This is a genomic window from Streptomyces sp. NPDC001933 (assembly GCF_042890955.1).
GTDB lineage: Bacteria > Actinomycetota > Actinomycetes > Streptomycetales > Streptomycetaceae > Streptomyces.
In genome coordinates this window covers 34102-54591 of the sequence record NZ_JBIASS010000007.1, presented here as the reverse complement: position 1 = coordinate 54591, position 20490 = coordinate 34102, and the positions used below count along the sequence as shown (strand labels likewise).

The window sequence follows — 20490 nt, the reverse complement described above, 5'->3', positions numbered from 1 at the left end:
AACCGGAGCGGCCCGGGGCCCGGGATCCAGCCGCCGCCGTCACGCACCAGGGAGCCGCCCATGCCGTCGCCGACCGGTCACGCCGCCCGACTCGCCCTTGCCGTACTGCTGTGCGCCCTTGCCATGACACCGGTGGCCGGTGCCGTGCCGCGGACGCCGCCGCACACGGGCGCCGCCTCGTGGACGGCGCAGCCCGCGGTGAGCGGTTCCGGTACGGGCGGCAGACCGTACGTCTACCTGGAGGGCCCGCCCGGCACCGTTCTCCAGGACCGGATCTCCGTCACCAACTCCGGGCGGTCCCCGATCACCGTGCGGCTGAGCGGTGCCGACACGTACGACGAGAAGGGCGGCGGCCCCGGTGACGGGAGCGCCACCGGGACCGGGCGCTGGCTGCGGACCGCCGCCACCGAGGTGACCGTCCCGGCCCGCACCCGCGCCGATGTGCCGTTCACCGTCACGGTGCCGACGGGCGCGCCCCCCGGCGACCGCCCCGCCGCGATCGTCGTACGCGGCGGCGACCGCACGGTGGGCGTACCGGTCCGGCTGCGGGTGGGCGGGCCGACGCTGGCCGCGCTCACCGTCGAGGACGTCACCGTGTCCGGGCGGGCCATCCACTACACGCTGGTCAACCGGGGCAACGCGGTCCTCGCCCCCCGGCTCGCCGTCCGGGCGGACGGGGTGTTCGGGACGCTGCTGCGGCGCGGGGCCCGCACCCTGCCGGTGGAGGTGCGGCCCGGACAGCGTCTCAGGCTCACCGAGCCGTGGGGGGACGTCCCCGCGCTCGACTCGGCGACCGTACGGCTGCGCGTCACGGCGGCGGGCGGCGCGCACGGCGAGGCGACGGCCCGCGCGGTCTTCGTCCCGTGGGCACCGCTGACCGCCGGCGCGCTGCTGGTCCTGGCCGGCGCGGGCGCGGGGGCGTACGTGTACCGGCGCAGGCGATCGAGCCGCGGGCAGCGGCGAGCCGACACCGGCAGCGATGCCGATATCGGTGCCGGAGAACGGCCCGGGGGGTCACCGGGCGGTCAACAGGACTCAGGGAGCAGGGACTTGGCGAAGGCGGGAGCGGAATCGTGACTGGACAGGCCGGACCGGCAGCACCCCGCAGCGGCGGTCACCGAGGGGCCGGGAGCCCGTTCGCCGCGCCGTTCGTGGCGTTGCTCGTGGCCCTGCTGCCCGCCCTGCTGATGCTCTCCGCACCCGGGGCCGGGGCGGCGGACACGAGGGCCGCGGACGCGAAGCCCGTGGTCACCCTCTCCAAGCAGCAGGCGGGCAAGGGCGGTGAGATCACCGTGAAGGGCAGCGGCTGGCGGCCGAACGCACTGCTGATGATGCTGATCTGCGGACGGTCCACGCAGGACCGGGGCGTGATCGGCGGCACCAACTCCTGCGCCAACGCCGAGGGCCGGGCCGTCACCACCGATGCCAAGGGCGCCTTCCGCAAGAAGATGCCGGTCGCCGAACCGCCCGTGCCCTGCCCCTGCGTGGTGCACGTCGCCACCGTCACCGGGGAACAGGCCGCCGCCGACGCCGTGTTCGTCGTCGCGGGTCACCCGCTAGCAGCGCTGCCGAAGGAGACCGGGGGCGGCAGGCTCGCGGTGCTCGCCACCACCCGGCTGGAGGGCGAGAGCGGGATCCTCACCTGGTTCGGCGCCCCGCCCGCCCGGCAGCTCGTCCTCACCGTGGGCAACCTCGGCTCCGCCCCCGTCAAGGACCCGGTCTTCGAGGTCGGCACCGCGCACGGCGTCTTCGCCCCGCAGTGGGAGGAACAGCAGTGGCGCGGCACCATCGCCTCCGGCCGCAAGGCGCAGATCAAGCTCCCGGTCGAACTGACGGCGGGCGCCCACGGCGACTACCAGGTCTCGCTCAAGTACGGCGGCAAGGTGCTGGCCGAACAGCCGTGGGGGGTCGGCCGCCCCTGGGGGGTCACGCTCTTCTGGATCCTGCTGTGCCTCGTCGTGCCGGCCGCCGTGTTCCGGATCGGCATGGCGGTGGTCGACAAGGTACGGCCCCGCTCCTCACGCGCCCCGGGCCGCGCCCGGCGCCACCGCCCCCGGCGGGGGACCGGCAGGTCCCCGAAGACCCCGAAGACCGCGAAGAACCCGAAGCCGCGCCGTGCACCGGGGTCCGCCGAGGACCCCGCGGCCGCGCCCACCGACGGCCCGGCCGCCACCACGGCCGCGCTGCCGTGGTTCACACCCGATTCCGCACCGTCAGAGAACAGACCGACGACGAAGGGACATTCGTGAGTACGCAACGCAGGACGGTCGCGGCGGGAGTCGCGATGATGCTCGGCGGCGCGGGCATGCTGCTGGCCGCGAGTCCGGCACAGGCCGCCGACGTCTCGTACGCGACGGAGTGCATTCCGCCGCCCATCTCCGGGCTGCCGGCCGTGCAGGGCACCACCAAGGTGCAGCTGACCGCGCCGGCCGAGGCCAAGGTCGGGGACACCGTCGAGGTGGTGTGGAAGACGGTCGAGGCCGCCTCCAAGAACCCCGACGTGCTCGATCTGGGCGCGGACACGGTCAAGCCGACCGGCACGCTGAAGGTGGGCGGCGCCGCCACCGGCACCGTGCAGATGGAAGGGCCGCGGCAGAACCCGCCGATCCCCAAGAACAGCGCCATGGTGCTGTCCGACATGAAGGGCACGCTGAAGCTGGAGAAGGCCGGTGAGATCACGCTGACGCCGGACGCGTACAACATCAACGTCTCCAAGCCGATCTCCACGGACACCAAGTGCACCCCGAAGGAGGCCGTGCAGCCGGGCGCGACCATCAAGGTCACGGACGGCGGCGGATCCACCACCGCGGGCGGTACGACGAGCGGTTCCACCACTGCGGGCGGGACCACCTCCGGCTCCACCACCTCGGGAGGCACCACCTCGGGAGGCACCACCTCGGGAGGCACGACCGCAGGCGGTACGACCTCGGGCGGCAGCGACTCCGGCGGCGCCACCTCGGGCTCCGGCGGCGGCAGCGGACAGACCGACTTCCCCGGCAAGGAGGTCGCGGTCCACTTCACCTGTACGTCCCCGGGACCGGCCGACATCGGCTCCAAGGTCACGATCAACGCCAAGAAGAGCGGCGGGAGCTACGCCCTCACGGTCAAGACGGCCAAGGGCGTGATGGACAGCCCGGCCGACCTGCCCGCCGGCGCGCTCAAGCCGTCCATGGACGTCGCCCTGGGCGGCGCGGACAAGGGCTCGGTGAAGGTCACCGGACCCGCCAACGCCGAACCGCTGAAGCAGGGCAAGCCGGTCGACCTGGCCGACATGACCGGCACGTACAAGCCCGGCGCGTCCGGCAAGTCCACGCTCAGCCCCGGCACCCTGACGATCGACGTCACCCTGGGCGGCCAGAAGATCAGCATCCCGTGCAAGGTGAAGGGCTCGGCGGCCGTGTCGCTGGAGCTCGACACCGCCGCCCAGGAGGGCGGCGCCTCCGGCTCCGCCACCTCGGGCTCCGCGGGCTCCTCCTCCGCGGCCGGCGGCACCGCCTCCGGCGGACTGGCCGCCACCGGGGCCGAGGACAACGGCACCCTGCGCGCCCTCGGCCTGGTCGCCGGCACGGCGATCCTGCTGGGCGGCGCGGTGTTCACCTTCACCCCGTGGCGCAGGCTGCGAGGCACCAGGTGAGCCGGCTCCCGTAACAACGGCACAAGGGCCGCGACTGCCGCGACAACGGCACATCGGCCGCGACAACGGCGCAAGGGCCTCCGCACCGTCGACCGGTGCGGAGGCCCTTGCGTACGGGCGGAGAGCGATCAGCGCGTCAGCGCACGTCGCCCATGAGCTCGCTGACCTTCTTGCGGTACATCCAGATCGCGAACCCGGCGACGATCGCGAGCGCCGCCTCCAGGCCCACCATGCCGGTCTTGTTCAGGTCGACACCCGCCAGCGACAGCAGGCTGGTGGTGCAGTCGCCCGCGGTGACCGCGAGGAACCAGACACCCATCATCTGGCTGCCGTACTTCGCGGGCGCCATCTTCGTGGTGACCGAAAGGCCGACCGGGGAGAGGCAGAGCTCACCGACGGTCTGCAGGAAGTAGATCGACACCAGCCACATCGGGCTGACCTTGTCGCCGTCCGTCGTCATGGTCAGCGGCAGCATGAAGACGAGGAAGGAGACGCCGACCAGGAAGAGGCCCGAGCCGAACTTGACGACCGTGCTCGGCTCCTTGCCGCGCCGGTTCAGCGCCAGCCATATCCAGGCGACGACCGGGGCCAGCGCCATGATGAAGACCGGGTTGACCGACTGGTACCAGGAGGTCGGGAAGTCCAGGCCGAACACACTGTTGGTGGTGGAGGACTCACCGAAGAGCGACAGCGTCGAGCCGCCCTGGTCGTAGATCATCCAGAACACGGCCGCGGCGACGAAGAACCATATGTAGCCGGACATCTTCGACTGCTCGGTCTTCGAGAGGTCCCGGTCCCGCTTGATCCGAACCAGCACCGCGATCGGGATGATCAGACCGGCGATGGTGATCGGGACGAGCGCCCAGTTCAGCGTGTAGACGTCGGTGGCGACGAGGACGCCGTAGAAGACGACGGCCACTACCAGCCACAGCAGACCCTTGCGCAGGGTCGTACGGCGCTCCTCGGCCGACAGCGGCTTCGGGACCACGCTGCTGCGCGCGCTGAGGTGGCGGGTACCGATGAGGAACTGGGCCAGACCCAGCGCCATGCCGGCCGCGGCGATGGCGAAGCCGAGGTGCCAGTTCACCTTCTCGCCGACGGTGCCGATGATCAGCGGCGCGGCGAAGGCACCGAGGTTGATGCCCATGTAGAAGACGGTGAAGCCGCCGTCGCGACGGGCGTCGTCCGGACCGTTGTAGAGGTGGCCGACCATCGTCGAGATGTTGGCCTTCAGCAGTCCGGAGCCCAGCGCGACCAGCGCCAGACCGGCGAAGAAGGTGCCGGAGCCCGGCAGCGCGAGCGTCAGGTGGCCCAGCATGATGATCGCGGCCGAGATGGTGACCGTCTTGCGCGGCCCCCAGACCCGGTCGCCGAACCAGCCGCCGGGCATGGCCAGCAGGTACACCATCGCCATGTAGATGGAGTAGATCGCGGTGGCCGTGGCCGCGTTCATGTGCAGGCCGGAACTGGAGACCAGGTAGAGCGGAAGCAGGGCCCGCATGCCGTAGAAGCTGAAGCGCTCCCACATCTCGGTCATGAAGAGAGTGGCCAGGCCGCGGGGGTGGCCGAAGAAGGTCTTCTCGGATCCAGAAGTACTGGCCGGGTCCTTCGTCAGGCTGGACGCCATGGTCGATCCTTGTGTGCTCGGGACGCGACGCCTTGTGAGCGTGGTGCGCCCGGTGGGGGGAGGCCGGCACCGGCACGGGTACGTCCCACCCCTCACGCCCGAGAGGGGATTCGCCCCGACCGCCCGGCTCACCAAGGAGCCGGCCGAAGGAGACGGGGACCGACCGTGTCGGGATCCACGCCCGGCACGCATCCTCGCGTTCCGGGCCCGGCCACAGGTCATTCACTGATTCCGCGACTGGCGGGTACCAGTCGGCCAACAAAAGAGACCCTCGGCGCTAAAAGCTGCCCAAGGGTCCTTGAGTAGTGCAACAGGCGTCGAGCCACCATACGACACGACAGAGCCCGATATGAATGGACTTGAGAGATGGATCACAGGTTCCGATGGAACCGTTCTCCCACATTCAAAGGCGCCCACCCGTTTATTTCGCAGACCCGCAGGGCTTTTGGATCACCTCACTGCATCCGCTCCGCGCGGACTACCATCACTCCATGACCCGTGTACTGCTCGCCGAGGACGATGCATCCATCTCGGAGCCGCTGGCCCGCGCACTGCGTCGGGAGGGTTACGAGGTCGAGGTCCGCGAAGACGGTCCGACCGCGCTCGACGCCGGCCTCCAGGGCGGAATCGACCTGGTCGTGCTCGACCTCGGGCTGCCCGGGATGGACGGACTGGAAGTGGCCCGCAGGCTCCGTGCCGAGGGTCACACCGTGCCGATCCTGGTGCTGACCGCCCGCGCCGACGAGGTGGACACCGTCGTCGGCCTCGACGCGGGCGCCGACGACTACGTCACCAAGCCCTTCCGCCTCGCCGAACTGCTCGCCCGCGTCCGGGCCCTCCTGCGCCGCGGCGCCACCGAGCCCGCACCGCAGCCCGCGACGCACGGCGTCCGGATCGACGTCGAGTCGCACCGCGCCTGGATGGGCGAGGAGGAACTCCAGCTCACCGCCAAGGAGTTCGACCTGCTGCGGGTCCTGGTCCGGGACGCCGGCCGGGTCGTCACCCGCGACCAGCTGATGCGCGAGGTCTGGGACACCACCTGGTGGTCGTCGACGAAGACCCTCGACATGCACATCTCCTGGCTCCGCAAGAAGCTGGGCGACGACGCCGCCAACCCCCGCTACATCGCGACCGTACGGGGCGTCGGCTTCCGCTTCGAGAAGAGCTGACGTTCCGAGGGGGGCCACCGTTCCGGGAAGAGCCGACGAGCAGAAGTATTCATGCGCCGCAGACTGATCAACTCCACGCTCGCCGTGGTGCTCGTGGTGATCGCCGTCTTCGGCGTCTCCCTCGTCATCGTCGAGACCCGCACCATCAGCAACAGCGCCCAGGAGAGCGTCGACTCCGAGGCGCTGCGGCTGATCAGCGTCGTCGAGAGCCGACTGCTGGAGGACGAGCAGATCACCACCGTACTGCTGTCCCAGCAGATCGACACCAAGCGCTACGCGCTGGTCGAGATGCCCGGACGCGCCCCGCTCGAAGTGGGCAAGCGCCCCACGGGCAGGGTGATCAGCAGCACCGCCGAGGGGGAGCACGGCGAGAAGGTCACCGTCGAGGAGTCCAGCTCCGAGGTCACCCGCGAGGTCGGCCGCACCCTGATGATCATCGGCGCGGTGGCGCTGCTGGCCATCGTCTCCGCCGTACTCCTGGCCGTACGCCAGGCCAACAAGCTGACCTCACCGCTGACCGACCTGGCCGAGACCGCCGAACGACTGGGCTCCGGTGACCCGCGCCCCCGCCACAGGCGGTACGGGGTGCCGGAGCTGGACCGCGTCGCCGACGTCCTGGACGCCTCCGCAGAACGGATCGCCCGGATGCTCACCGCGGAACGCCGGCTGGCCGCCGACGCCTCGCACCAGCTCCGCACGCCGCTCACCGCGCTCTCCATGCGGATCGAGGAGATCTCGGTCACCGACGACCCGGACACGGTGAAGGAGGAGGCGAACATCGCCCTCACCCAGGTCGAGCGGCTCACCGACGTGGTGGAGCGGCTGCTGACCAACGCCCGCGATCCGCGTACCGGCTCCGCCGTCGTCTTCGACCTCGACGAGGTCGTCAAGCAGCAGATCGAGGAGTGGCGTCCCGCCTACCGGAGCGCGGGCCGGGCCATCGTCCGCTCCGGCAAGCAGGGCCTGCGGGCCGTCGGCACGCCGGGCGCCGTCGCCCAGGTGCTGGCCGCATTGATCGAGAACTCGCTGATGCACGGTGGCGGTACGGTCGCGCTGCGCACCCGGGTCACCGGCAATCAGGTGGTCATCGAGGTCACGGACGAGGGCCCCGGGGTTCCTCCGGACCTGGGCGCCCGGATCTTCGAGCGGACGATCAGCGGCCGCAACTCCACGGGCATCGGCCTCGCGGTGGCCAGGGACCTCGCGGAGGCGGACGGTGGCCGCCTGGAACTGCTCCAGCAGCAGCCCGCGGTCTTCGCCCTGTTCCTCAGCCGGGTGGCTCTGAAGCGGCAGGAGCCGGAACGCCCGGTGCGGTGAGCGGCGCTGAGCGGCGCGCGGCGCGGGCGCGCGCTATCGCCGTACGGGATCCGCGCCGATCCGCGGCACCGGCTTCGTGCGTCCCTGCTTCAGGAACCCCTCGGCCCCACCGGCCACGGGGTTCTCGACGGCCGGTGCGGGCTTCTCGTCGGCCGGCGCGGGGCTCTCGACTGCCGGTGCGGGCTTCTCGACGGGCAGCGCCTTGAACACCCACGTCCGGTAGGACCAGAAGCGGAACAGGGTCGCGATGCCGATCCCGAGGATCTTGAAGACATTGCTCTGGACCGGGCTGTTCCACCCGAAGCCGTACGTCGCCACGTACAGCACACCGGTCTCGATGACCGCGCCCACCCCGCTGAACAGCAGGAACAGCGTCAGCTCACGGGTCCGTCCGCTCTTGTCGCGGTCCCGGTACGTCCAGTAGCGGAAGCCCAGGTAGTTGCCGAGGATGGCGACGAGGGTGGCCAGCAGACCGGCCCGTACGGTCGGGATGGCGGTGTAGCGCCAGAGCAGGTTGGACACCGCCATGTTGACCACCAGGCCGACCGCGCCGACCACGCCGAACTTGGCGACTTCCCGGGCCAGCAGCTCCAGCCGCGCCCGCAGTGCGCCCCGTTCGTTCATGGTGATCGCTCAGCCCGTCCGTCGGTTACGTCAACCCGGCCATGCTAACCAGCCCGGCCAAGGGCCGCCCGGGGACACCGTGAGTGGTGTGGCGATGCTGTGACACGACCGCCCGGCCGGGGCGGCCGGAGGGCGTCGTCCGGAGCTTCCCGGGACGGCGGATACCCTGGAGGAGTGACGTTCCCGGTAGTCGGCATGGTCGGTGGCGGTCAGCTCGCCAGAATGACCCACGAGGCGGGCATCCCCCTCGGTATCAAGTTCAAGCTCCTCAGCGACACCCCTCAGGACTCTGCGGCCCAGGTGGTGAGCGAAGTCGTCGTCGGCGACTATCGCGACCTGGACACGCTGCGCGCCTTCGCGCGCGGCTGTGACGTGATCACCTTCGATCACGAGCACGTGCCGACCGAGCACCTGCGGGCCCTGGAGGCGGACGGCATCCCCGTGCGCCCCGGCCCCGACGCTCTGGTGCACGCCCAGGACAAGGGGGTGATGCGCGCGAAGCTCACCGAGATCGGCGCGCCCTGCCCCCGCCACCGCATCGTGACGGACCCGGCCGACGCCGCGGCCTTCGCGGACGAGGTCGGCGGTTTCCCCGTCATCCTCAAGACGGTCCGCGGCGGGTACGACGGCAAGGGCGTCTGGGTGGTCCGCTCCGAGGCGGACGCGGCCGACCCGTTCCGGGCCGGTGTCGCGGTCCTGGCCGAGGAGAAGGTCGACTTCGTACGGGAGCTGGCGGCCAACATCGTCCGCTCGCCGCACGGCCAGGCCGTCGCCTACCCGGTTGTCGAGTCGATCCAGGTCGACGGGGTCTGCGACACGGTGATCGCCCCCGCCCCCGAGCTGGACGAGCACCTCGCCGGCGAGGCCCAGCAGCTCGCGCTCAGGATCGCCTCCGAACTCGGTGTCGTCGGCCACCTCGCCGTCGAGCTCTTCGAGACGCGTGACGGACGCATCCTGGTCAACGAGCTGGCGATGCGCCCGCACAACTCCGGCCACTGGACGCAGGACGGCGCGATCACCTCGCAGTTCGCCAACCACGTCCGGGCCGTGCTCGACCTGCCGCTCGGCGACCCGCGCCCGCGCGCCACCTGGACGGTCATGTCCAACGTCCTCGGCGGCGACTTCCCGGACATGTACCAGGCGTACCTGCACTGCATGGCCCGCGACCCGCAGCTCAAGATCCACATGTACGGCAAGGACGTGAAGCCCGGCCGCAAGGTCGGACACGTAAACACCTACGGCGACGATCTGGCGGACGTGCGCGAGCGCGCCCGGCACGCGGCCGACTACCTGCGAGGAACGATCACCGAATGACCTCCCCCGCCACCACCGCGCCCGTCGTCGGCATCGTCATGGGCTCGGACTCCGACTGGCCCGTCATGGAAGCAGCGGCCAAGGCCCTCGACGAGTTCGAGATCCCCTACGAGGTCGACGTCGTCTCCGCCCACCGCATGCCGCACGAGATGATCGCGTACGGCGAGCAGGCGGCCGGCCGCGGCCTGAAGGCTATCGTCGCGGGCGCGGGCGGTGCCGCCCACCTCCCCGGCATGCTCGCCTCCGTGACCCCGCTGCCGGTCATCGGCGTACCGGTCCCGCTGAAGTACCTGGACGGCATGGACAGCCTGCTCTCCATCGTGCAGATGCCCGCCGGTGTGCCGGTCGCGACCGTGTCGGTCGGCGGCGCGCGCAACGCCGGTCTGCTCGCCGCCCGGATCCTCGCCGCCCACGACGCCGAGCTGCTGGCCCGGATGCAGGAGTTCCAGCAAGAGCTCAACGACCAGGCGACGGAGAAGGGCAAGCGGCTCCGCAGCAAGGTCCAGGGCGCCGACTCCTTCGGCTTCGGAAAGTAGGCGACGGTGGAGCAGGCGCGGCAGACGGAGCAGACGGGGCAGGTGCGGCAGGCGGACCGGCTGGGGCGGGCGAGGGAGCTCCTCGCCCAGTACCCCGTCGTCGACGGCCACAACGACCTGCCGTGGGCGCTGCGCGAACAGGTCGGCTACGACCTCGACGCCCGTGACATCGCCACCGACCAGTCCGCCCATCTGCACACCGACGTCCCGCGGCTGCGCGCGGGCGGCGTCGGCGCCCAGTTCTGGTCCGTCTACGTACGGTCGGACATGGCGGGCGACGAGGCCGTCAGCGCCACCCTGGAACAGATCGACGTGGTCGCCGAGCTGATCGGCCGCCACCCCGCCGACCTGCGGCGCGCCCTGACCGCCGACGACATGGAAGCGGCCCGCGCCGAGGGCCGCATCGCCTCCCTGATGGGCGCCGAGGGCGGCCACTCCATCAACAACTCGCTGGGCACCCTGCGCGCCCTGCACACCCTGGGCGTCCGCTACATGACGCTCACGCACAACGACAACATCGCGTGGGCGGACTCGGCGACCGACAGGCCCGGAGTCGGCGGCCTCTCGCCGTTCGGCCACGAGGTCGTACGGGAGATGAACCGCACCGGCATGCTGGTCGACCTCTCCCACGTGGCGGCCACCACGATGCGCGACGCGCTCGACACCTCCACGGCGCCGGTGATCTTCTCGCACTCCTCGTCGCGGGCGATCTGCGACCACCCGCGCAACATCCCCGACGACGTCCTCGGCCGGCTCCCGGCCAACGGCGGCATCGCCATGGCGACCTTCGTGCCGAAGTTCGTCCTGCCCGAGGCGGTCGCCTGGACCCTGGCCGCGGACCAGAACATGCGCGCGCACGGCCTGCACCACCTCGACACCACCGCGCAGGCCATGAGGGTCCACGCCGACTTCGAGGCGGCCCACCCGCGCCCGATGGCCACCGTGGCGACCATCGCCGACCACCTCGACCACATGCGCGAGGTCGCCGGCATCGACCACATCGGCATCGGCGGCGACTACGACGGAACCGCCTTCCTCCCCCAGGGCCTCCAGGACGTCGCCGGCTACCCGAACCTGATCGCGGAGCTGCTCGGCCGAGGCTGGTCCGCCGCCGACCTCGCCAAGCTCACCTGGCGGAACGCCGTACGGGTGCTGCGCGACGCCGAGGACGTGGCGCGCGAGCTGCGCACCCGCCGCGGCCCCTCGCACGCCACGATCGAGCAGCTGGACGGCCCGGCCGTCTGAGGCACAGCACTTGGGGCGCCCTCCGGGGCGCCCCACGCGCCGTGTCCAGTCCCGCGCAGCCGTCCGTCATCCCGCGCAGAGGCAGAACGGGTGCCCCGCGGGATCCGCGTACACCCGGAAACTCCGCTCCCGGTCCTCCGCCTCCAGCACGGTGGCGCCCAGCGCGAGCGCCTCCTTCTCCGCCGCGTCCAGATCCGGCACGGTCAGATCCAGGTGGACCTGCTGCGAGGCTTCCGCACTCGGCCACCGCGGCGGTACGAAGCCGGGCGCGGCCTGGAACGCGAGAACCGTGCCCCCGGTCCCGGTCAGCTCCAGCCAGTCGTCCCCGCCGGGCACGATCTCCCCGCCGAGCAGCCCGGCGTAGAAACCGGCGAGCGCGGCAGGGTCGGGGCAGTCCAGGACGACGGCACCCAGTGTGGCGACAGCCATGACAATTCCTCCTCCGGACAGACGGATACGGCCGGTTACCGCTTCACGGGCTCAACCGGTAACCGTTACTGCATGCTGCCGCACAGGAGGTAACGTCGCAACCATGAGGTCGAAATCGTGAGGTCGCAGTCATGACTGAGAAGGAACCCGCGCCCGGGGAACTCGCACTGATCGAGGCCCTGGTCAACACGCTGGACGTCGAGACGGGCGCGGACACTCTCGACACGGCGGACGGACGCGCCGCCTTCGGCCTCACCGAACGGGACGTCCCCGAAGCCCGGGACCTGCGCGAGGCGCTCCGTACCGCCTGCCTCGCCCACGCCGGCCACCGCCCGCCGGACGACGCGGCGTCCCCGCTCGACCGGCTCCTCGCGGAAGCCCCCCTGCGCGTCACCGTGGACGCGGCGGGCACCGCCGCACTGCGCCCCGCCACCGAGCCGGCCGGGCTGTCCGCCCGCGTCGCCGCGGCCATCGCCACCGCGGCGGCCGAGGGCACCTGGGCCCGGCTCAAGGCGTGCGAGGCGGAGGACTGCCGCTGGGCGTACTACGACCGCAGCCCGGCGGGGCGCCGCCGCTGGTGCTCGATGTCGGTGTGCGGCGCCCGCGCCAAGATGCGCACCTACCGCGCGAAGCGCGGCTGAGGTCTGTTCCCCGGCTCAGGCCGTCGGACGCCCCATCGCCCGGTACGTCCAGTCGGCCTCGCGCCACAGCTCGCTGTCGAGCGCGTTGCGGCCGTCCAGGATGATCCGGCGGGACGCGACCTCGCCGAGCGCCGCCGGGTCCAGCTCGCGGAATTCCCGCCACTCCGTCAGATGCAGCACCACATCGGCGCCACGCACCGCGTCCAGCGCCGTGTCCGCGTAACCGAGGGTCGGGAAGAGCCGCCGGGCGTTGCCCATGCCCTTCGGGTCGAAGACGGTGACCTGGCCGCCCTGGAGGTGGATCTGCCCGGCCACGTTCAGCGCCGGCGAGTCCCGTACGTCGTCCGAGTCCGGCTTGAACGTCGCGCCCAGCACCGCCACCCGCTTGCCGAGGAACGAATCGCCGCCCACGGCCTCCCGGGCCAGCTCCACCATGTGGCCGCGGCGCCGCATGTTGATCGAGTCGACCTCGCGGAGGAAGGTCAGGGCCTGGTCCGCGCCCAGTTCACCGGCGCGCGCCATGAAGGCCCGGATGTCCTTCGGCAGGCAGCCGCCGCCGAAGCCGATCCCGGCCCGCAGGAACTTCGAGCCGATCCGCTCGTCGTGCCCGATCGCCTCGGCCAGCTTCTTGACGTCGCCGTCGGCGGCCTCGCAGACCTCCGCCATGGCGTTGATGAACGAGATCTTCGTGGCCAGGAAGGAGTTGGCCGCGGTCTTCACCAGCTCGGCGGTCGGGAAGTCCGTCACCACGAACGGCGACCCCTCGGCGACCGGCACCGCGTACACCTCGCGCAGCAGCTTCTCGGCCCGCTCGCTCGCCACCCCGACGACGATCCGGTCCGGGTGCAGGGTGTCGTTCACGGCGAAGCCCTCGCGCAGGAACTCCGGGTTCCAGGCCAGCTCCGCGTCGGCACCCGCGGGTGCCAGCTCCGCCAGCCGCGCCGCGAGCCGGGTGGCCGAGCCCACCGGGACGGTCGACTTCCCGACGACCAGCGCGGGGCGGGTCAGGTGCGGCGCCAGCGACTCGAAGGCGGCGTCCACGTAACTCATGTCGCAGGCGTACTCACCGTGCTTCTGCGGAGTGTTCACACAGACGAAGTGCACATCGCCGAAGGCCGCCACCTCTTCCGGGGAGGTGGTGAACCGCAGCCGCCCCGTGGACCCCTCGATGCCCTCGACGTGCTTGCGCAGCAACTCCTCCAGGCCCGGTTCGTACATCGGGACCCTGCCGGTGGCCAGCATCTCGATCTTCTCGGGCACGACATCGAGGCCGAGCACTTCGAAGCCCAGCTCCGCCATGGCCGCGGCGTGGGTGGCGCCGAGGTAGCCGGTGCCGATCACAGTGATCCTGAGGGCCATGGAACGCTCCTGGGAGATGCGGACAGACGTGCGGTGAACGAGCATAGTCGTGCTCCCGAAGGCCCGGTTTCCGGCTGCCCGCACAGCCTCGCCCACCCCTTTCGGACCCCTGTCGTGAAGCTCACGCGGGCTTTGCATAGGCCATTGCGGGAGCAGCGCTCTAAAATTGGGTTACTTAACGGTAGTTAGCGTCTTGGGGAGTGAGCGTCTTGGCGGGTTCGACCGATTTCGACCTGTACCGTCCGGCCGAGGAGCACGAGATGCTCCGGGAGACGGTGCGCGCGCTCGCCGAGGCGAAGATCGCCCCGCACGCGGCGGCGGTCGACGAGGAGGCGCGCTTCCCGCAGGAGGCGCTGGACGCCCTGACCGCGGCGGACCTGCACGCGGTGCACGTACCCGAGCAGTACGGCGGCGCGGGCGCCGACGCCCTCGCCACGGTCATCGTGATCGAGGAGGTGGCCCGTGTCTGCGCCTCCTCCTCCCTCATCCCGGCCGTGAACAAGCTCGGTTCCCTCCCGGTGATCCTCTCCGGCTCCGAGGACCTGAAGAAGAAGTACCTGGGCCCGCTCGCCAAGGGCGACGGCATGTTCTCGTACTGCCTCTCCGAGCCCGACGCGGGCTCGGACGCGGCCGGCATGAAGACCCGTGCGGTCCGTGACGGCGACTTCTGGGTCCTCAACGGTGTGAAGCGCTGGATCACCAACGCGGGCGTCTCCGAGTACTACACGGTCATGGCCGTCACCGACCCGACCAAGCGCTCCAAGGGCATCTCGGCCTTCGTCGTCGAGAAGTCGGACGAGGGCGTCTCCTTCGGCGCCCCGGAGAAGAAGCTCGGCATCAAGGGGTCCCCGACCCGCGAGGTCTACTTCGACAACGTCCGCATCCCCGCCGACCGCATGATCGGCGAGGAGGGCACCGGCTTCGCCACCGCGATGAAGACCCTGGACCACACCCGCATCACCATCGCGGCCCAGGCCCTCGGCATCGCCCAGGGCGCCCTCGACTACGCCAAGGGCTACGTCCAGGAGCGCAAGCAGTTCGGCAAGCCGATCGCCGACTTCCAGGGCATCCAGTTCATGCTCGCCGACATGGCCATGAAGCTGGAGGCGGCCCGCCAGCTCACCTACTCCGCCGCCGCCAAGTCCGAACGCCTCGACGGCGACCTCACCTTCTTCGGCGCCGCGGCCAAGTGCTTCGCCTCCGACGTCGCGATGGAGATCACCACGGACGCGGTCCAGCTGCTCGGCGGCTACGGCTACACGCGGGACTACCCGGTGGAGCGGATGATGCGCGACGCGAAGATCACTCAGATTTATGAGGGCACGAATCAGGTTCAGCGCATCGTCATGGCGAGGAACCTGCCGTAGCGGTCATTGCTTCACGCGTCCGGCCCCCGATGCATTCATCGGGGGCCGGACGCGTGTATGTGGCGGGGAGACCGGGGGCGGCTCACTTCCCGGTGAACACTTCCTCGATGGTGGCGGCGGTGGCGGCGCGGTTCAGCCACTGGCGCAGGAGTTGGGGGTCATCGCAGCTTGTGATCCTCTCGCGGGCCTCGTCGGCAAGGGCGATGCCACGTGCTTCGAGGACCAGCAAGAGGCCTTCCACCCGACCTTCCACCCGGCCTTCGGCCCGGCCTTCGTCCCGGATTTCTTCCGACATGAAGGACTTGTTGAAAGACGTGTCCACGGCCACCAGATTCCTCCACTGTTGTGCGGCCGGGCGGTTGCCCAGGCCCTGTGCGGTGAGTTCGACGATGGGGTCGGCGATTGCTTCCGGTGTGTCCCGCAGTGCGGCTGACAGGGTTTTCAGTATGGCACCGACGTCCGGATTGTCGGCGTGTGTGATGGCGGCCAGTGTGGCGAGTGCGAGGTCTTTGCGGGCTTCGGCCACATCGGTGATGACAGGCATGTTGTGCGGGCCCGCGACGAGGGGGTTCAGGGCGAGCGTCTGCCATTGACGGACACCGATGGAGATGGGGCGTGCGGCCCATTCGGCGGTGGCGTGGTCCTGGCAGACGACCAGTAACAGGATGGGCAGCCCATACCTGTTGTGGAGATAGCTGACGTAGTACGGCCAGCTGGCGGTCTTGCGCGGGTCCTTCTTGCCCTGGGCCTCGATGGCGAGGAGGAAGGGCCCGTCGTGCTCTGTCTCGATTCGCAGGAGGGTGTCCACCCGGCGTTCCACGGGGCGGGCTTCGGTGAGGTCGGTGGGCAGCGCGGTGGCCGAGGTGGGTGGTGGGATGTCGACTCCGAGCACCTCGGAGACGCGGGAGAAGAGACCGGGGTACTCCTGGAAGATGCGGTGCATTGCCTCGTGGGGCGAGCTGACCATTGAGGGGGCGCACCGACAGCGAGTTCGCCGGCCGACCCGTCTCCGATCCGAAGCAGCTCCGGATTCTCGAACTGCGATATGGCGTCATCCGGGCTCGGGCTCTCTCGCCAGGAGAGTCACTGGCCTTCATCGAGCAAGTGCTGGGAGAGACGTGATCCGCAAGAGCTCTGCAGGGGACGCCTCCAGGTTGGAGTGGTTCAAGAGCAGCTTCAGTGACAGCAGCGACGGCAATGACTGCGTCGAGGTCGCCGCTGCCCCCGGCATGGTTCACGTCCGGGACTCCAAGAATGCCCAAGGCCCACGCCTCGCCTTCGGCCCCAACGCCTGGGCCGGCTTCGTCCCCTACGCTGCCGAGCGCTGACCCGGCCGTCAGTCCACCTCGTCGTCCTCGTCCTCCCCGTCGAAGCGGTCGTAGGCCGCCTCCGTGCGGGCGCGGAACATCGCGGTCCCGCGGTCGTCGCGGAGGATGATCTCGTCGTGCGCGTACCAGCGTGAGCCCGGCTGCTGGCTGATCGGGTACTCCGGGAGCGGCAGGCGCCGGAAGGTGGCGGCGATGTCCTCGGGCAGGTCGGTGTCGTCGGGGGTCACCCATCCCATCAGGTCCTCATCGGCGCACAGGGCCTCGGACAGGACGATCTCGACGAACGCGACGCTGACCCGGCCCAGCCACGCGGCCCAGTCGTCGGCGGTGGGGCGGACGAGGTCGGCGCGTACGACGACCGGCGGGTCGTCCTGGTCGAGGTCCGTGACGCGTATGCCCCAGTAGGCGCAGGACTGGTTCTCGACGCGGAAGACCAGCACGCCTCGGTCCGCGTCGAGGTAGAGGTCCTCCGGGGCGAGTAGGGAATCCTGGTTGTCCGTCAAGTCGGGTCGAAGGCCGAGCAGTTGGTAGGCCTCGCGCAGTGCCGCGGGCAGCGGCAGGCCGAGCCGGGCCTGTGCCGCGTCGAGATCGGCGGGGGCGTGGCCATCGGTCCCGGCGAGGGGGCTCTGGCTCCAGTCACGGGCGAAGGCGCGGATGAAACGCCATGCCGCCTGCCTGTCGGGCTGTTCGCCGGCGGCCGCGGCGAGGGCGTCGAGGTCGAGCGCTGGGTTCGGGAGCGATGGTTCCTGGGTCATGCGTGTGACCGTAGGTGCCGCCACTGACAGGGTTCCGCGCCCCGCTTCCCGCATTCCCCCCACCCGCCGGACACGGGCTCGGCGCACTGGGTGCATGAACGATCACCCACAGGCGCCGCCGGATCACCTCGTCATCAATGTGCAGCGCCGGGACGACCCGGTGTCCCTGGTCACCGAGGCGGACGCGTTCGCCGCGTCCCGGACGTACGGCAACATCGTGGTCCGGGGGCCGCTCTTCGGCGTCGCCGAGCAACGCCGCGGCGAGCGGCCGCGATGGCGGCTGCTGACCGACATGGGCACCGGCTATCCGCAGGATGCCCGCGATGCGCTGAACTCCCGTCTCTGGTTCAAGGCCAAGGACGAGACGGACGACCCCAAGGAGCGGCGCGCCCTGCTGGACGCGGTGGCCCGGCTGGAGACCGAGCCGCTGAACGAACTGACCGTCGGCGACACGCGCTACCGCATCGTGCGCGCCGACGAGTTCGCCCGGACCGGCGAGGGGCGCCTGGAGCCGCCCAGGCCCACGGACGTCGACACGGAGGGCTGGGACACGTCGGTGCACACGCCCTCCACCACCAAGGGCTTCGTCGTCGACCACGCGGCGGCGGTGGGGCTGACGGAGGGCCTGGAGCGGATGGGCCTGGTGCCGGTCTCGTACACCTCGGAGCGCTTCCCGCCCGACGTACTGGCCGATTCGCAAAGGGCGTTGCGGACCCATCCGGGGCTGGTGCTTCTGCCGGTCGTCTTCCGGGTGATGGAGCGCAAGGAGAAGTCCTGGTCGATGGCGTCGAGCCAGCACCCCACCCCGCAGGACGCGCGGCGTTCACTGGTGTACTACCTGAAGACGTTCCTGCCGATGACCGAGGAGATCGACGAGCAGGAGGCCGCCGTGTACGCGCGGGCGGCGGAGGCGTTCACGCGGCGGCTGCGCCCCAACGAGCTGAACGTACGCGGGCGTCGCTTCGAGATCGCCCGGATCGAACGGATGATGCGCGTCGGTCCCGCCGGCCCGGAAGGCCCGCGGCGCTCGGACATCGACGACCAGGAACCCACGAAGATCCATCCCACGATGGACGAGTGGGGCAACGTCGAGCGCAACGAATGAGCGAACAGCAACAGGGCCCGGACGGTTCGCCGTCCGGGCCCTGTTGCTGTTGCCGTCAGTTCTCGGTGACGGTGACCTTCTCGTCGTTCTTGAGCTGCTCCACCAACTGCTTGACCTTGGCCTTGTCCCAGACCAGGTTGCTGCCGGTGGATCCCGAGATCGGCATGTTCATCGACTTGCCGTCGCCGCCCGTGACGTCCTTCAGGGCGAAGAACATCTGGCTCAGGGACCAGAGCGACATGTCCTTGTCCACGACCAGGGTGTCCAGGCCCGCGCCCATCGTCGGGTACAGCTTGAACGGGTTGAGGATCGTGGCGGGCGTCGCCGTCTGGCTCGCCAGCGCAGCGAGGAACTTCTGCTGGTTCTTCGTCCGGTCGAGGTCGCTGCTGAAGGCGTGCCGGGTCCGGACGAAGGCCAGCGCCTGCTCGCCGTTCAGCGTCTGCTTGCCCGCCTGGAAGTCGGCACCGGACCACTTGTCCTTGAAGGCCTTGGGGATGTCCAGCTCCACGCCGCCGATCGCGTCCACGATCTTGGCGAAGCCGCCGAAGCCGATCTCGCAGTAGTGGTCGATGCGCAGTCCGGTGTTGAACTCGACGGTACGGACGAGGAGTTCGGGACCGTCCATGGCGTAAGCGGCGTTCAGCTTGGTGAAGCGGCCGCGGCCCGGGTAGAGCTTGCCGGAATCGGAGCCCTTGAACGAGGGGATCTCGACGTTCGAGTCACGGGGCAGGGAGATCAGCGTCGGCCCGTTGGAGCCGTCGTGCAGGATCATCATCGAGTCGGTCCGCTTGCCCGCGGCGGAGCCCGTGTGGAGCTTCTTCTTGTCCTCGGCCGTCATGCCCGCGCGGCTGTCGGAACCGACGATCAGGTAGTTGGTGCCGTCGCCGCCCTCCGGCCGCTCGATGACCTTGGAGAGGTCCACCTCGCGCTTGAGCTTGGAGTCGGCCCAGAAGTACGTGCCTATGGAGACCCCGAGGATCACGACCACCAGGGTCAGCGCGCCTATCTTGATCCGGCGGCGCCAGTCGGGCGCCGGCCGTCCCTGCGTGTAACCGCCGCCGCCCTGGCCGCCACCGTGGCCGTTGCCCCGGCCCCCGGCGTTGCCGCCGCCGTAGACCTGACCCGTGTTGTACCCGCTGTCGTACTGCGGGCCACCGTTGTCGTAGCCGCCCGGCTGCTGGGGGATCGGCCGCTGCCTCGGCGGCGCGGGACGCTGCTGCGGGGCGGGGCGCCGCTGGACGTGCGGCATCGAGCGGGCGCTCTCCGGCTGCTCACCGGCGCTGCCCTGCCCGTAGCGGTTGCCGCCGCGGTTGTCGTCGGACCATCCCTCGGGCCAATCGTTCATGCGGTCCAGTGTGCAGGCCGGGTACGCCGGTATTACAGGGGGTTCGGGAAATCGCACCAGGGCTGTTGCGAAGCTGATGCATTGCCGCCGGGCGGAAGCCGCCGCATAAGGTGGACGGTATGACAGATCAGGCCCCGCGCCCGGAGGGCGACATTCCGGGCAAGCCGACCGCCGCCTCCCGGACCACCCTCAGCCACATCATGACCGGCAGCGACACCAATCTGCTGGGCACCGTGCATGGTGGCGTGATCATGAAACTGGTCGACGACGCGGCGGGCGCCGTGGCCGGCCGGCACTCAGGCGGCCCCGCCGTGACGGCCTCGATGGACGAGATGGTCTTCCTGGAGCCGGTCCGCGTCGGTGATCTCGTTCACGTCCGCGCCCAGGTGAACTGGACCGGCCGCTCCTCGATGGAGGTCGGCGTCCGGGTCATGGCCGAGCGATGGAACGAATCCACCCCCGCCCAGCAGGTCGGCAGCGCCTATCTGGTGTTCGCCGCGGTCGACGCGGACGGCAAGCCGCGCCCCGTACCGCATGTGATCCCGGAGACGGAGCGCGACAAGCGGCGTTACCAGGAGGCGCAGATCCGGCGCACCCACCGCCTCGCCCGCCGCCGGGCGATCCGGGAGCTGCGCGAGAAGCGCGCGGCGGAGGGCATCGAGGACTGAGCCGCTGGGCTCGGCAGCAAACCTCGC

General features: G+C 70.5%; 20 protein-coding genes and 1 pseudogene. 14 read left to right on the top strand and 7 right to left on the bottom strand.

The window, feature by feature from the left end; all coding sequences use genetic code 11:
• The first annotated feature begins 60 nt into the window (after positions 1 to 60).
• From ACFYY7_RS18920 to ACFYY7_RS18910, 3 genes are read left to right on the top strand one after another with little or no spacing between them, the layout of a single operon-like run.
• Positions 61 to 1077, top strand: coding sequence for a hypothetical protein (locus tag ACFYY7_RS18920; RefSeq protein WP_388662768.1), 1017 nt, complete (start codon positions 61 to 63; stop codon positions 1075 to 1077).
• Positions 1074 to 2249: a hypothetical protein gene (locus ACFYY7_RS18915; RefSeq protein WP_388662766.1), complete on the top strand. Its 1176-nt coding sequence runs from the start codon at positions 1074 to 1076 to the stop codon at positions 2247 to 2249. The genes ACFYY7_RS18920 and ACFYY7_RS18915 overlap by 4 nt, the downstream gene beginning before the upstream one ends.
• Positions 2250 to 2287: 38 nt before the next feature.
• A complete protein-coding gene (locus ACFYY7_RS18910; protein ID WP_388663212.1) occupies positions 2288 to 3634 on the top strand; it encodes a hypothetical protein in 1347 nt (448 codons plus the stop codon).
• A 136-nt stretch (positions 3635 to 3770) separates the two neighbouring features.
• On the opposite strand, the gene ACFYY7_RS18905 is transcribed toward ACFYY7_RS18910, so the two are convergent.
• The gene (locus ACFYY7_RS18905; RefSeq protein ID WP_388662765.1) at positions 3771 to 5261 is read right to left on the bottom strand and encodes a peptide MFS transporter; all 1491 of its coding nucleotides are present in this window, start codon (positions 5259 to 5261) and stop codon (positions 3771 to 3773) included.
• 491 nt (positions 5262 to 5752) lie between these two features.
• On the opposite strand from ACFYY7_RS18905, the gene ACFYY7_RS18900 reads away from it, so the two are divergent.
• Together ACFYY7_RS18900 and ACFYY7_RS18895 are read left to right on the top strand one after the other, a co-directional pair.
• Positions 5753 to 6430, top strand: coding sequence for a response regulator transcription factor (locus ACFYY7_RS18900; protein WP_072488330.1), 678 nt, complete (start codon positions 5753 to 5755; stop codon positions 6428 to 6430).
• Positions 6431 to 6481: 51 nt separating this feature from the next.
• A complete protein-coding gene (locus ACFYY7_RS18895; RefSeq protein WP_388662763.1) occupies positions 6482 to 7747 on the top strand; it encodes an ATP-binding protein in 1266 nt (421 codons plus the stop codon).
• A gap of 33 nt (positions 7748 to 7780) precedes the next feature.
• On the opposite strand, the gene ACFYY7_RS18890 is transcribed toward ACFYY7_RS18895, so the two are convergent.
• Entirely contained in the window at positions 7781 to 8371 is a 591-nt protein-coding gene (locus ACFYY7_RS18890; RefSeq protein ID WP_388662761.1) for a GtrA family protein, read from the bottom strand.
• A 174-nt stretch (positions 8372 to 8545) separates the two neighbouring features.
• On the opposite strand from ACFYY7_RS18890, the gene ACFYY7_RS18885 reads away from it, so the two are divergent.
• From ACFYY7_RS18885 to ACFYY7_RS18875, 3 genes are read left to right on the top strand one after another with little or no spacing between them, the layout of a single operon-like run.
• Complete coding sequence (locus tag ACFYY7_RS18885; RefSeq protein WP_388662759.1) at positions 8546 to 9685, top strand: 5-(carboxyamino)imidazole ribonucleotide synthase; 1140 nt, start codon at positions 8546 to 8548, stop codon at positions 9683 to 9685.
• On the top strand, positions 9682 to 10221 hold the full coding sequence (purE, locus tag ACFYY7_RS18880; protein WP_388662757.1) for a 5-(carboxyamino)imidazole ribonucleotide mutase: 540 nt from the start codon (positions 9682 to 9684) through the stop codon (positions 10219 to 10221). The genes ACFYY7_RS18885 and purE overlap by 4 nt, the downstream gene beginning before the upstream one ends.
• A 6-nt stretch (positions 10222 to 10227) precedes the next feature.
• Entirely contained in the window at positions 10228 to 11466 is a 1239-nt protein-coding gene (locus tag ACFYY7_RS18875) for a dipeptidase (protein ID WP_388662755.1), read from the top strand.
• Positions 11467 to 11532: 66 nt separating this feature from the next.
• Here the strand turns inward: ACFYY7_RS18875 and ACFYY7_RS18870 are convergent, their stop codons facing one another.
• Positions 11533 to 11895, bottom strand: coding sequence for a VOC family protein (locus ACFYY7_RS18870; RefSeq protein ID WP_266732418.1), 363 nt, complete (start codon positions 11893 to 11895; stop codon positions 11533 to 11535).
• A 131-nt stretch (positions 11896 to 12026) separates the two neighbouring features.
• Here ACFYY7_RS18870 and ACFYY7_RS18865 point away from each other — a divergent pair, with 131 nt between their 5' ends.
• Entirely contained in the window at positions 12027 to 12536 is a 510-nt protein-coding gene (locus ACFYY7_RS18865) for a CGNR zinc finger domain-containing protein (protein WP_388662753.1), read from the top strand.
• Between the two features lie 15 nt (positions 12537 to 12551).
• Here the strand turns inward: ACFYY7_RS18865 and ACFYY7_RS18860 are convergent, their stop codons facing one another.
• Entirely contained in the window at positions 12552 to 13895 is a 1344-nt protein-coding gene (locus ACFYY7_RS18860) for a UDP-glucose dehydrogenase family protein (RefSeq protein ID WP_388662751.1), read from the bottom strand.
• Positions 13896 to 14104: 209 nt separating this feature from the next.
• Here ACFYY7_RS18860 and ACFYY7_RS18855 point away from each other — a divergent pair, with 209 nt between their 5' ends.
• Positions 14105 to 15262 carry an acyl-CoA dehydrogenase gene (locus ACFYY7_RS18855; RefSeq protein WP_266733788.1) on the top strand — a complete coding sequence of 386 codons (1158 nt, stop codon included), beginning with the start codon at positions 14105 to 14107 and terminating at the stop codon, positions 15260 to 15262.
• An 82-nt stretch (positions 15263 to 15344) separates the two neighbouring features.
• Here the strand turns inward: ACFYY7_RS18855 and ACFYY7_RS18850 are convergent, their stop codons facing one another.
• On the bottom strand, positions 15345 to 16229 hold the full coding sequence (locus ACFYY7_RS18850; protein WP_388662749.1) for a hypothetical protein: 885 nt from the start codon (positions 16227 to 16229) through the stop codon (positions 15345 to 15347).
• A gap of 5 nt (positions 16230 to 16234) precedes the next feature.
• Between ACFYY7_RS18850 and ACFYY7_RS18845 the strand changes: the two are divergent.
• Positions 16235 to 16384 (top strand): annotated as a pseudogene (locus tag ACFYY7_RS18845) (transcriptional regulator); the annotation flags it as partial.
• Positions 16381 to 16590 (top strand): DUF397 domain-containing protein, encoded by a 210-nt coding sequence (locus ACFYY7_RS18840; RefSeq protein WP_388662747.1) that lies wholly within the window; start codon positions 16381 to 16383, stop codon positions 16588 to 16590. The pseudogene ACFYY7_RS18845 and the gene ACFYY7_RS18840, both read left to right, overlap by 4 nt.
• Positions 16591 to 16598: 8 nt before the next feature.
• On the opposite strand, the gene ACFYY7_RS18835 is transcribed toward ACFYY7_RS18840, so the two are convergent.
• Positions 16599 to 17345, bottom strand: coding sequence for an SMI1/KNR4 family protein (locus ACFYY7_RS18835; protein WP_388662745.1), 747 nt, complete (start codon positions 17343 to 17345; stop codon positions 16599 to 16601).
• Between the two features lie 94 nt (positions 17346 to 17439).
• Here ACFYY7_RS18835 and ACFYY7_RS18830 point away from each other — a divergent pair, with 94 nt between their 5' ends.
• A complete protein-coding gene (locus tag ACFYY7_RS18830) occupies positions 17440 to 18450 on the top strand; it encodes a DUF5954 family protein (protein WP_388662743.1) in 1011 nt (336 codons plus the stop codon).
• 55 nt (positions 18451 to 18505) lie between these two features.
• Here the strand turns inward: ACFYY7_RS18830 and ACFYY7_RS18825 are convergent, their stop codons facing one another.
• Positions 18506 to 19795 carry an LCP family protein gene (locus ACFYY7_RS18825; RefSeq protein WP_388662742.1) on the bottom strand — a complete coding sequence of 430 codons (1290 nt, stop codon included), beginning with the start codon at positions 19793 to 19795 and terminating at the stop codon, positions 18506 to 18508.
• Positions 19796 to 19914: 119 nt separating this feature from the next.
• Here ACFYY7_RS18825 and ACFYY7_RS18820 point away from each other — a divergent pair, with 119 nt between their 5' ends.
• Complete coding sequence (locus ACFYY7_RS18820; protein WP_388662740.1) at positions 19915 to 20463, top strand: acyl-CoA thioesterase; 549 nt, start codon at positions 19915 to 19917, stop codon at positions 20461 to 20463.
• Positions 20464 to 20490 lie beyond the last annotated feature (27 nt).

Excerpts from the sequence above, each read along its gene's own strand:
- ACFYY7_RS18920 (WP_388662768.1), top strand. The coding sequence starts at position 61 with ATGCCGTCGCCGACCGGTCACGCCGCCCGACTCGCCCTTGCCGTACTG.
- ACFYY7_RS18910 (WP_388663212.1), top strand. The coding sequence starts at position 2,288 with ATGCTCGGCGGCGCGGGCATGCTGCTGGCCGCGAGTCCGGCACAGGCC.
- ACFYY7_RS18905 (WP_388662765.1), bottom strand. The coding sequence starts at position 5,261 with ATGGCGTCCAGCCTGACGAAGGACCCGGCCAGTACTTCTGGATCCGAG.
- ACFYY7_RS18900 (WP_072488330.1), top strand. The coding sequence starts at position 5,753 with ATGACCCGTGTACTGCTCGCCGAGGACGATGCATCCATCTCGGAGCCG.
- ACFYY7_RS18895 (WP_388662763.1), top strand. The coding sequence starts at position 6,482 with ATGCGCCGCAGACTGATCAACTCCACGCTCGCCGTGGTGCTCGTGGTG.
- ACFYY7_RS18890 (WP_388662761.1), bottom strand. The coding sequence starts at position 8,371 with ATGAACGAACGGGGCGCACTGCGGGCGCGGCTGGAGCTGCTGGCCCGG.
- purE (WP_388662757.1), top strand. The coding sequence starts at position 9,682 with ATGACCTCCCCCGCCACCACCGCGCCCGTCGTCGGCATCGTCATGGGC.
- ACFYY7_RS18870 (WP_266732418.1), bottom strand. The coding sequence starts at position 11,895 with ATGGCTGTCGCCACACTGGGTGCCGTCGTCCTGGACTGCCCCGACCCT.
- ACFYY7_RS18865 (WP_388662753.1), top strand. The coding sequence starts at position 12,027 with ATGACTGAGAAGGAACCCGCGCCCGGGGAACTCGCACTGATCGAGGCC.
- ACFYY7_RS18860 (WP_388662751.1), bottom strand. The coding sequence starts at position 13,895 with ATGGCCCTCAGGATCACTGTGATCGGCACCGGCTACCTCGGCGCCACC.
- ACFYY7_RS18850 (WP_388662749.1), bottom strand. The coding sequence starts at position 16,229 with ATGGTCAGCTCGCCCCACGAGGCAATGCACCGCATCTTCCAGGAGTAC.
- ACFYY7_RS18835 (WP_388662745.1), bottom strand. The coding sequence starts at position 17,345 with ATGACCCAGGAACCATCGCTCCCGAACCCAGCGCTCGACCTCGACGCC.
- ACFYY7_RS18830 (WP_388662743.1), top strand. The coding sequence starts at position 17,440 with ATGAACGATCACCCACAGGCGCCGCCGGATCACCTCGTCATCAATGTG.
- ACFYY7_RS18825 (WP_388662742.1), bottom strand. The coding sequence starts at position 19,795 with ATGAACGATTGGCCCGAGGGATGGTCCGACGACAACCGCGGCGGCAAC.
- ACFYY7_RS18820 (WP_388662740.1), top strand. The coding sequence starts at position 19,915 with ATGACAGATCAGGCCCCGCGCCCGGAGGGCGACATTCCGGGCAAGCCG.